The following is an 8,797-nucleotide window of genomic DNA, read 5'->3' on the forward strand; positions in this document are numbered from 1 at the left end:
CTGCCTACTTGTTGATGATGGTCTGGTCGATGTCGAGGCCCCCGCCCTTGGCAGTGATCCGCACGCCTGAGGGTATGAGGTCGGTCGGATTCCTGTAGACAGGTGTCGCCGCGTACTCCACGTCATGGCCCGCATCGACAACCTTATAGATCTGCTCTTCGAGCTTCTCCATGACCTCGTTGTTCGCAGTCCTGTACATGATCACGATGTTCTCAGGTGCTGCACCGTCACCGCCCAAGGCCCTTGCCAGGAGGTGCCCCCGTGTATGGTCGGCGGCGTCCCCGAGCCAGCCCGGCGGTTTGACTCGCCGACTGGCTTTGGTGCCTGTGTTGAGCATCGACTTGGTGATCGTGGTCTTGACACCCTGGGCCCGCCCCAGGGAATCGAGTGGCTCACAGTACGGCGGTGGCTGGCGTGCCGCTCCGTAGCCGCCTTGCCCCGACCTGAGCGCCACGCCCAGGTCATCTGTGCTGGCGGTCAACCCACCGGGCAGCGCCACTCGCGGCGTCAAACCCGGTACCCGTACACCGCCCAACAGTTCTGTCCATCCGCCAGCGTTGCCCGCGGCACGGATCGCTGAACCCGCTCCTCCGAGGAAGCCACCGGCCAGGGCCCCATACTCCCCGGCGTCGCGGGCCTCGTCGATGTTGAGCCCGCCCTTCTGTTCGCCGAGCGCGATGGACATGGGCTGGGTCACGGCGAGGTTCACGGCGACGGACTCGACGCCGGCGAACGCCGCGGTCGCCAAGGTCGTACTGGCGATGGCCGCGATCTCCTCCGACACCGCGACGCCCAGGCTGGCGGCGAGGTCCGCGACACCGGCAGCCACCGCCGCAGCGGCGTCCGCGGAAAGACTGAAGGTGACGACCGAGAGGACCCCGCCGACCACGAGCGTGGCCCCGGCGATCTCCAGCTCGTGCTCCAGCTTCTTCTTCACCCCGTGGATATAGTCCGCGTACGCGTCCAGCGACTTGGCCATGTCGCGCGCCGCGTCGGCGAGGTCCTTCAGCCAGCCGCGCTTTTCGTAGTAGTAGCGGCGCCAGAACGGGTCCGCGAAGGCGGAGATCGCCTCGCCCTTGTTGTGCTCGATGATGGTGCGGGCCGCCTTGTTGGCGGCAGAGGTGACATCGTCGACGTCGTCGGCGAAGTCCCGCCACGTCTTCGCGGCATGCCGCAGCCCGCCCTCGTCGGCAGCCGGCCACCACATGCCGGTCATGTCCTGGACGATCTTGCGGGCCTTGTCGGCGACGCTCACTGATGCGCGCCCTTACCGCCGTGGTCGGCGTGGATCCGGCTGAACATGCTGCGGATCAGCTCTTCGTTGTCGATGTGGCCGTCCGCCATGTCGACCATGGCCTCACGAATGCTGGCCAGACCGTCAACCAGGATCTGGGTGGCGCGCTCGATCTGTGGGACGTGCGGGCCGTACGCCTTGTGGAACTCCTGGCCCTTGTCGTCGTCACCCCACGGCGCCCCGGCCGCCTCCAACCCGTGCTTCAGCTTGGTCAGAGCATGCGCAAGAGCAACGCTTTCATGGTCGAAGTGAGGCGCTGTCGCCTTGAGGTCGGCAATCTTGATGTCGAGTATCTTGCCGTCGTCGCCCATGACTTGACGTCCTCCCTATCCGTTAACTGCACGGACGTTCGACCCTAACCGCTGATCACTACTTCGCGACTGCCTGACCACAAAGGGTGAGTAAAGGCCCAGTCCACTGATCGTGAGCTCTCTCACCATGGGTGTGACGCTGGTGAGGCAGCCCTGCCGGTGACAACGCCTAACTGATTCCATCTCGCCTTTGACGGCCCCGCCGGGGGCTGGCCGACCGCTCTAAGCCTGCTCGCCGCAACTGCCTCTTCTGCTGGTCCGTGTCGTTCTTCAACCCGGAAAGAGGTTGCGAGCGTGGCTTGATCCACGTCATCCTGTCGCGCTTCCACGCGGCGGGGAAACGGCCCTCCTGGACGGCGGGCAGACCGATTTCCGGGGCGTACGCCTGGTAGACGGTGATCGTGGAGTCCGCGTAGGCCGCGCGGATCTCGCGTTGCGGTTGCGCCATGGCGTACAGCGTGGAGTCAGCCGGTTCAGGCGGCCACTGATTTTCGACCGCCGTTCACTGTGACGGAGAGCGTCGGCCGCAGCACCATGCACGACACCCGCTTCAGCGCTACCGGCTACTCGTCCGTGACGTCCGGCGCCGGAGCGACGCCCGTCGGGCAGGAAGCCCCCCAGTTCGTCTCGAACGGGGTACTTAGCTTGACGCCCATCCCACCGAGCCTGTGCTGCCATGTGACCCTGGGGCCGGAGCCGGTTGTGGGGTCGAGCAGTCTGTCATCCGCGTAGGTGTGCAAGAAGCTCGTCTTCAACGGGATAGGCGCGTTCCTGGGGCAGCAGCCGGGCGGCGGAGGCCAGATCGCCGCTGTTGACCAGGGCGTGGATCTCGTGGGCGAGTGGGGTCACGTCGCGGATGGCGACTGTCCACTCGTCCGCGTAGCGTCGTGCGGCCTCACCGCAGAGGCCGAGTTGCAGGGACCGGTACGGCAGGGGTTGCAGGTGCAGATCCCGCTCGGGGTCCCACTGCACGCGAGCGGGCGCGCGTTTCAACTGGCGCTGCCATGCGGCCCGGTCCACCGGCAGCTCTTCCGCCTCACGTGCTGGAACGCGCGGACGTGCGGTCGGCGATCGCCAACCACGACTTCGGCGAAGTCTTCAGACTCGCCAAGATCCACGGAAACGTCAGCTACGCCAAGATCGCCGAAGCCGTCGGCTACAAGCGCGAGCACATCGGCAAGATGGCCCGACCAGAGACCGACGGCAAGGGCGTCCGCCCACGGATCACCCAGTTCCACAAGATCCTCGAAGTGGTCGACGGCCTACGCATCCCCGGCCATCTCGCAGGACTCACCCCACGCCCCTGGGAGCTGGACCGACCGGCCAGCAGCACGCAGCCGGAGGACCCGAGCACCCTGATCGCACAGGGTGGCGCAGGCATATGGGACATCGCGGAAATGCTGCGCCGCACAGAGATGTCCAGCATCAACAGCGCCGCCCTGGAGTCGATCGAGAAGGGCATCGATCAACTGGCCCGCGCCTACCCGTACGCCGACGCCGACTACCTCCACGAGCGCACCCGCAAGGGCCTGCAATACGTCACCGAGCAGCTCGAACGCCGCATGACCCTGCGCCAGCACCGAGAGCTACTGGTCGACACCGGCTGGCTGTTCCTGCTGAATGCCTGCGTGCAGTACGACCGGGGCCAGCGCGAAGCCGCCAACCTCAGCAAGGCCGCCGCACTCCGCATCGGCGACGAGGCCGGACACGGCGAGATCAAGGCATGGGCCTGGGAGATCGAGGCATGGTTCGCCCTCACCCAGAGCCGATGGCAGGACATGCTCAGCGCCGTCGAGGCCGGACACATGGCGGACCAGACTCACTCGGTCGGCGTACAGCTCTACGCCCACAAGGCCCGAGCCGCCGCACGCATGGGTGACGCCCGCCTTGTGCGTGACTCCCTGGATGCCGGCCGAGCCAGGCTGGACCGACTCCCCAAGCCCGACCACCCCGAACACCACTTCATCATCGACCCCGACTAGTGGGACTTCTACGAGATGGACGCCTACCGTCTCCTCGGCGACGACGAGCGCGCCGCAGCCCACGCCCGATCAGTCATCCGCATCAGCACCGGCCCGGACGGCACCGAGATCTCACCCATGCGCGCCGCAGAAGCCCGCCTCACCCTTGGGGTCGCCGCCGCCCGCATGGGCGAGATCGAAGAAGCCATCGGCATGGGCACCAAAGCCCTGGAAGCCGACCGCAAGTCCCTCCCGTCCCTGCTTTTAGTCGCTGACGAGCTGGACAAGGAACTCAGGTCCCGGTACCCACGCGAATCCGCCAGCCGTGACTTCCATGAGCAGGTCATGACCATCAAACGGGGCACCACCAAGACCGAGCTTCCGTTCTGAGACGAACTGCCTCATCACGCGCCTGGCTCTCTGATGAGCGGTACCGAGGCGGGTGACGAGGAGCTCGCGCTCTCAGCTTGGGAAGCTTGGGGTCTTTGGTGGCGTTTGCTCCGCTGACCTGCGGTGGACCTTGAACGGTGCGCAGGCGGTCGCCGACTTGTTCCCCGCTGTTCCCCGTGGTTCTCCGCAGGATCTGGCACACATCTGGTACGACCGAGCACTGAGGGCTGAGAGCCTGAGCCCGTGACTGATGATGAGGTTGTCGAGGCGTTGCGGATCGTAGCGCGGGCGGGGACTTTGCCGCCGCCCGCAACACCGGAGGCTGTCGCCGCAGCGGAAGAGGCCATCGGGTTCCCGTTGCCTCCTCTCCTGCGGCGCTTGTACATCGAGGTCGCCAACGGCGGATTCGGCCCGAACGAAGGAATCCTGGGCGTGAGCGGTGGGGCCGCGCAGGGCAACTTTGCGGACATCGCCGAGCTGTACCAGGACGGCCCGGATCCGTCCGGCCGCATTCCGGCCGGCCTGGTGCTGATCTACGACTGGGGCTGCACTATCTGGTCGCTGGTCGACTTCCGGGATCCTGAAGGCGTCATGTGGTGCAACCACGAAGGCGAGTGCTGGTCCCAGGGCGTGAGCCTCGCGGAATGGCTGACGGGCACGCTGGCAGGAACCCTGATGGTGGAAACACTGCTGGAGAGGCAGCCCACTTCGTAGACCAGCTGCCCCACTGTCCTGAGCCGGTACTTCTCCTTCTGGGTGGCGGGATTTCAACCCACGACCTCTTCGTCCCGAAGCAACTTGGGTGGGGGCTTGGCCTTGGGCTGGTGTGTCTCTCACCTGCTGCGATTGTCCGCAGGCGTCCGTGCTCGTCCGCCGGTGTTCGTCGGCGTTGTCACGCAGTTAGACACGCACCCGCAATTCATGTCCCGCACCTTGCGTCGCTGCTCGGCGGCCTACTTGAACCAGTAGCGGACGCCGTGGTGGTGGGAGCAAGTGCCCTGCGAGTGCCGCGAGTAGGACAGCGTGGCATCGACGCACTTCGCGGTCTCGTACTTGTCCTTGGGCTTCTGGTGGTGCGTCCAGCCACACACCCCCGTGGTGTGGGCGACGCAATGATGGGCGGTGTTGGTGGACGGCAACGTCACCGCGAACGCGGTCGGTGCACTGAAGAAGACGCCGGCCACGGCGACAGCTATGGCTGAGGCGGCAAGACGAGCACGCAAAGGGCCCCCCTTTTTGAGTCGGACAAGTGCAGGGGGACTGTATACGGGTTTCAACCGATCGGTGGCTGGAATGGGATTACCGCACACGCGGTGGGCCGCCGGGTCTGATCCGTTGGTCGGGCCGTTGGTCGACGGCGGGCACCCTCGAACGGTCCACATGAACCTCAGCCGACGACAGTCAGCCACGGCGGTGGGTGCGCCAACCGACCAGGCGCGCGTATGTCTTGCTGCACCCCCACTGGCCTCAGCCACGGTACGGTGCCGTCGACGGGAGCGAGCCGTGCCGGCCGGGCCGTGGGGACAGAGAGGATGTGGCGGCGCTGTTTCCCAGATGACCGCCTTGGTCTGATGTGACGTGCTGCTCGCACACCCTGGTGGACACTTGCCGCTACAGATGGTGTCATCTGTGGTGCGGTGAGTAGTCCAGGGGAGAGTGTCTACGTGTCGGCGCTATTTGCGGCAGCAGGGGGGCGTTGGATGACCCGAGTGTCTCCCGGTGCACCTGTCTCAATGGGGATCGCAAGGGCGCTAATGCATGAGGGGGGAAGAAATGGATCCTGCGCAGCTAGGTATACGCCTCGCATCAAGCGTAATCTCTCCGTTGGTCAGAAAGCTATTTGCTTCTAGCCCTCCCGGCGCAGGTCTGATCGACAAGCCAATCAGAGTATCCGCTTTAGTCTCTTTCCGCGGCGAGAAACGAACTCTGACAGACACTGATCTTCGCAAAATAGCGGCGGAAATCGTTCGGCGCGCCGTGCAAGCAGCTGGGCCACATGATCCGTTGCTTCAGGACGAGGAAGTAGCCGTAGTAGACGCACTCGCACTGACTTTGCATAGTATCGGCGATCTCGACCTCAACGATCTCCAAGCAGTGCAACTCGGCTATGAAAACCTTGCTACCATGCTTTACTCCGCAGCAGGTGGGGCGGAGTTGCTGAAATATCTGAGCGAGGATGCAGTCCGAGTATATTCGGAAGTGCTGCGACTTGCATGCTTGCATATTCTGAACTTTTTCACGCAGCGTTCCACTTTTGTAGCACGCACGCTGATTGAACAAAGCAGGCAACTTGATGTCCTCATATCGGCCGTTGATCTGCTCGTGGAACGGGTGCCGTCCCGCACGGCGGAGGATGCTTATTTCGAGAGCCGCTATTGCTCGTACATAGATAACAAGTATGGGCGACTGACGATCTATGGAATAGACCTGAATGAGTCGTCTGAGTGGCCGCTAGATGCTGCATACCTTGGTCTAGGCGTGATGGAGAGTGAACACCAGCATGCAGCCGAGCGTGAGGTAAATGACCCTTTGCGAGTTGAGGCTTGGCGGCCTCAGAGGCAGGCGGTGGAGCAGGCTTTGGCAACGAAGCCGGCAATACTGTTGCGTGGTGCGGCAGGTTCAGGAAAGACTACACTTGTTCAATGGCTGGCGGTCACTGCCGCGAGGCAGGCGGATCTTCGCGGGCCACTTGCATATCTACTCGGCCTGGTACCCTTCGTCCTCCCCTTGAGGACGATCACGCGCGAAGGCGGTGGGCTGCCGTATCCGGAGGATTTCCTCCGAGCGGCTGGGTGTCTCGTCGCCGGGGCTGCACCAGCTGGCTGGGCTGATCGTGTCCTTTCTTCGGGGCGAGGGCTGCTCCTTATTGATGGAATAGATGAGATTCCCGCCGAGGAACGCGAGCAAGCGCGGTCATGGTTGCGCGATCTGTACGAAACGTTTCCCGGAAATAGATGGCTTGTCACCTCACGACCGTCCGCAGTGCGCGAAAATTGGCTATTCGAGGAAGGGTTCCTCGAATATGACCTCCTATCCATGAGTCGCGGCGAGGTGGAAGCCTTCGTTAAAAGGTGGCACTCTGCTGCAGGAGCCGATGACGTCATGGCTGACGCGCTGATTCGCGCTCTTCGAACCAAGAAGGATTTGGGTCGCCTGGCGGTTAACCCGTTGATGTGCGGCCTTATCTGTGCACTACATCGTGAGCGAAGGGGATTCCTGCCCCTGGGCCGTAAAGATCTATACGAGGCAGCGCTCTCGATGCTTCTGGAGCGTAGAGACCGTGAGCGATCTATGCACCGTGCTGGCGGGTTGGTTCTCCCTAAGGAGCCTCAGGTTCAGCTACTACAAAAGCTTGCTTATTGGATGATCCGTAACGGTCGCTCTGAAATGCGGAAGGCGGACGCCACCGCTGTGCTGGCTGATGCGCTTCTAGCGATGCCATATATCAAGGCTTCACCGGAGGACGTTTTTCAGCATCTACTATTGCGATCTGGGTTGCTGCGTGAGCCAGTGTTGGGTGCCGTAGATTTTGTGCACCGCACATTTCAGGATTACCTTGGCGCTAAAGCGGCTGTGGAGGCTCGGGACATACCCTCACTGATAGACCATGCAGATAGGGACCAATGGGAGGACGTTGTACGCCTATCTGTTGCTCATGCCCGAATGGACGAGCGGTCTGAAATAATGGAAGGCCTGCTTTCCCGAGGGGAGCGTCAGCCTGAGATTCGGACACGCATGTACCTGCTTGCGGCTGCTTGTCTGGAACACGCTACAGAGCTACCGGCTGAGATCCGTGGAGAAGTTGAGACACGTGCCCAAGATCTGATCTCGCCTGCGGCTTTGAGCGCGAGCAATATGTACGAACTAATCCAGGCAGGCCCTGTAGTGCTTGAGTTCCTTCCTGGACCTGACGGATTGGACGAAGCAACGGCAGCCCTGATCGTTAAAATCGCTTCTGATATCGGCACGGAAGCTGCGATTGGTGTGCTAAGTCAGTTCCGCCGTCATCCTGCACTGGACGTACGCAAGACGCTAGTTGAGACATGGCCCCGCTTTGATTCCAAGGCGTACGCTACTGAGATTATCGCATACTTGGATCCGCAAGGTATTCAATTCCCTGTGCAGTCTGATGGTGAGCTTGAGGCTCTGGCTAAGCTGGGAGGACGTCCTCGAGTTTCCATTCGCGGAGCCGTTAATCTAGATCATTTGATGAATTTTCCTGAGGAGTCGGTAACCGAGCTGACTATTAGTTGGGAGGATCGGGATGATGGCAGTATTTCAGACATTGACCTCAGTGCACTGCAACATTTCCGCAGTCTTGAACGCCTGGCGCTGGCTCCCTGTCATGGGTTGGTGGATCTCGAACCCCTCTCGCTAATTCATTCACTGCGCGAGATAGTGATACGCGAGGCTACCTTTGTGAGAGGCTTGGAAAGCCTCGATGGTGTCGAGGTGGATTGCGCTGGCGTCTATGGCTGAGCTAGTAGCTGAGCGGCGCAACTCCTCCCTGACCGCGCCGGTTTGGTTCGACGCAGCTGATTGCTGTGCGCGCGGCGCGGGCGCCGGCCGGGCTGGAGCGGGACGGAGGCAGGAGCGCAGGCCCGGCCGGGGGCCGGGCCGCGCGCGGTGAGCGGAGCGAGTCTCAATGACGGAGTCAAGCCGCTTGCGTGGCCGGTGGGGCGCTGGTGAATGCCCTGTTGTCGCGCAGTAGCGCCCACAGGACGCTGGTGCGCCGCCTGGCCAGTACGATGACGGCCTGGACGTGGTTGCAGCCCTCGCCCCGCTTCTTGAGGTAGAAGTCCCGGTTCGGGCCTTCGCGGATGATGCTGGTCTGCGCGGAC

General features: G+C 62.9%; 8 protein-coding genes and 2 pseudogenes. 4 read left to right on the plus strand and 6 right to left on the minus strand.

What is annotated here, in order from left to right:
• Positions 1–4: 4 nt before the first annotated feature.
• The 4 genes and pseudogenes from ACZ4MF_RS28485 to ACZ4MF_RS28500 form a co-directional block, all read right to left on the minus strand.
• A complete protein-coding gene (locus tag ACZ4MF_RS28485) occupies positions 5–1,255 on the minus strand; it encodes a DNA/RNA non-specific endonuclease (protein WP_467494724.1) in 1,251 nt (416 codons plus the stop codon).
• The gene (locus tag ACZ4MF_RS28490; protein WP_071381269.1) at positions 1,252–1,605 is read right to left on the minus strand and encodes a hypothetical protein; all 354 of its coding nucleotides are present in this window, start codon (positions 1,603–1,605) and stop codon (positions 1,252–1,254) included. The genes ACZ4MF_RS28485 and ACZ4MF_RS28490 overlap by 4 nt, the downstream gene beginning before the upstream one ends.
• A 169-nt stretch (positions 1,606–1,774) precedes the next feature.
• The gene (locus ACZ4MF_RS28495) at positions 1,775–2,053 is read right to left on the minus strand and encodes a DUF4291 family protein (protein WP_467494725.1); all 279 of its coding nucleotides are present in this window, start codon (positions 2,051–2,053) and stop codon (positions 1,775–1,777) included.
• A gap of 272 nt (positions 2,054–2,325) precedes the next feature.
• Positions 2,326–2,622 (minus strand): annotated as a pseudogene (locus ACZ4MF_RS28500) (DUF4291 family protein); the annotation flags it as partial.
• Positions 2,623–2,645: 23 nt separating this feature from the next.
• On the opposite strand from ACZ4MF_RS28500, the gene ACZ4MF_RS28505 reads away from it, so the two are divergent.
• The 3 genes from ACZ4MF_RS28505 to ACZ4MF_RS28515 all read left to right on the plus strand — a co-directional run bounded on the left by ACZ4MF_RS28505 (position 2,646) and on the right by ACZ4MF_RS28515 (position 4,670).
• On the plus strand, positions 2,646–3,587 hold the full coding sequence (locus ACZ4MF_RS28505; protein WP_467494726.1) for a hypothetical protein: 942 nt from the start codon (positions 2,646–2,648) through the stop codon (positions 3,585–3,587).
• A gap of 15 nt (positions 3,588–3,602) precedes the next feature.
• Positions 3,603–3,956 carry a hypothetical protein gene (locus tag ACZ4MF_RS28510; protein WP_467494727.1) on the plus strand — a complete coding sequence of 118 codons (354 nt, stop codon included), beginning with the start codon at positions 3,603–3,605 and terminating at the stop codon, positions 3,954–3,956.
• A 243-nt stretch (positions 3,957–4,199) separates the two neighbouring features.
• Entirely contained in the window at positions 4,200–4,670 is a 471-nt protein-coding gene (locus ACZ4MF_RS28515) for an SMI1/KNR4 family protein (RefSeq protein ID WP_467494728.1), read from the plus strand.
• A gap of 239 nt (positions 4,671–4,909) precedes the next feature.
• Here the strand turns inward: ACZ4MF_RS28515 and ACZ4MF_RS28520 are convergent, their stop codons facing one another.
• Positions 4,910–5,179: a DUF3761 domain-containing protein gene (locus ACZ4MF_RS28520; protein ID WP_467494729.1), complete on the minus strand. Its 270-nt coding sequence runs from the start codon at positions 5,177–5,179 to the stop codon at positions 4,910–4,912.
• A gap of 550 nt (positions 5,180–5,729) precedes the next feature.
• Here ACZ4MF_RS28520 and ACZ4MF_RS28525 point away from each other — a divergent pair.
• Entirely contained in the window at positions 5,730–8,435 is a 2,706-nt protein-coding gene (locus tag ACZ4MF_RS28525) for an NACHT domain-containing protein (RefSeq protein WP_467494730.1), read from the plus strand.
• Positions 8,436–8,610: 175 nt separating this feature from the next.
• Here the strand turns inward: ACZ4MF_RS28525 and ACZ4MF_RS28530 are convergent.
• Positions 8,611–8,797 (minus strand): annotated as a pseudogene (locus tag ACZ4MF_RS28530) (IS110 family transposase); the annotation flags it as partial.

The sequence above is a fragment of the Streptomyces sp. NPDC025793 genome (assembly GCF_055558375.1).

Excerpts from the sequence above, each read along its gene's own strand:
- ACZ4MF_RS28490 (WP_071381269.1), bottom strand. The coding sequence starts at position 1,605 with ATGGGCGACGACGGCAAGATACTCGACATCAAGATTGCCGACCTCAAG.
- ACZ4MF_RS28495 (WP_467494725.1), bottom strand. The coding sequence starts at position 2,053 with ATGGCGCAACCGCAACGCGAGATCCGCGCGGCCTACGCGGACTCCACG.
- ACZ4MF_RS28510 (WP_467494727.1), top strand. The coding sequence starts at position 3,603 with ATGGACGCCTACCGTCTCCTCGGCGACGACGAGCGCGCCGCAGCCCAC.
- ACZ4MF_RS28525 (WP_467494730.1), top strand. The coding sequence starts at position 5,730 with ATGGATCCTGCGCAGCTAGGTATACGCCTCGCATCAAGCGTAATCTCT.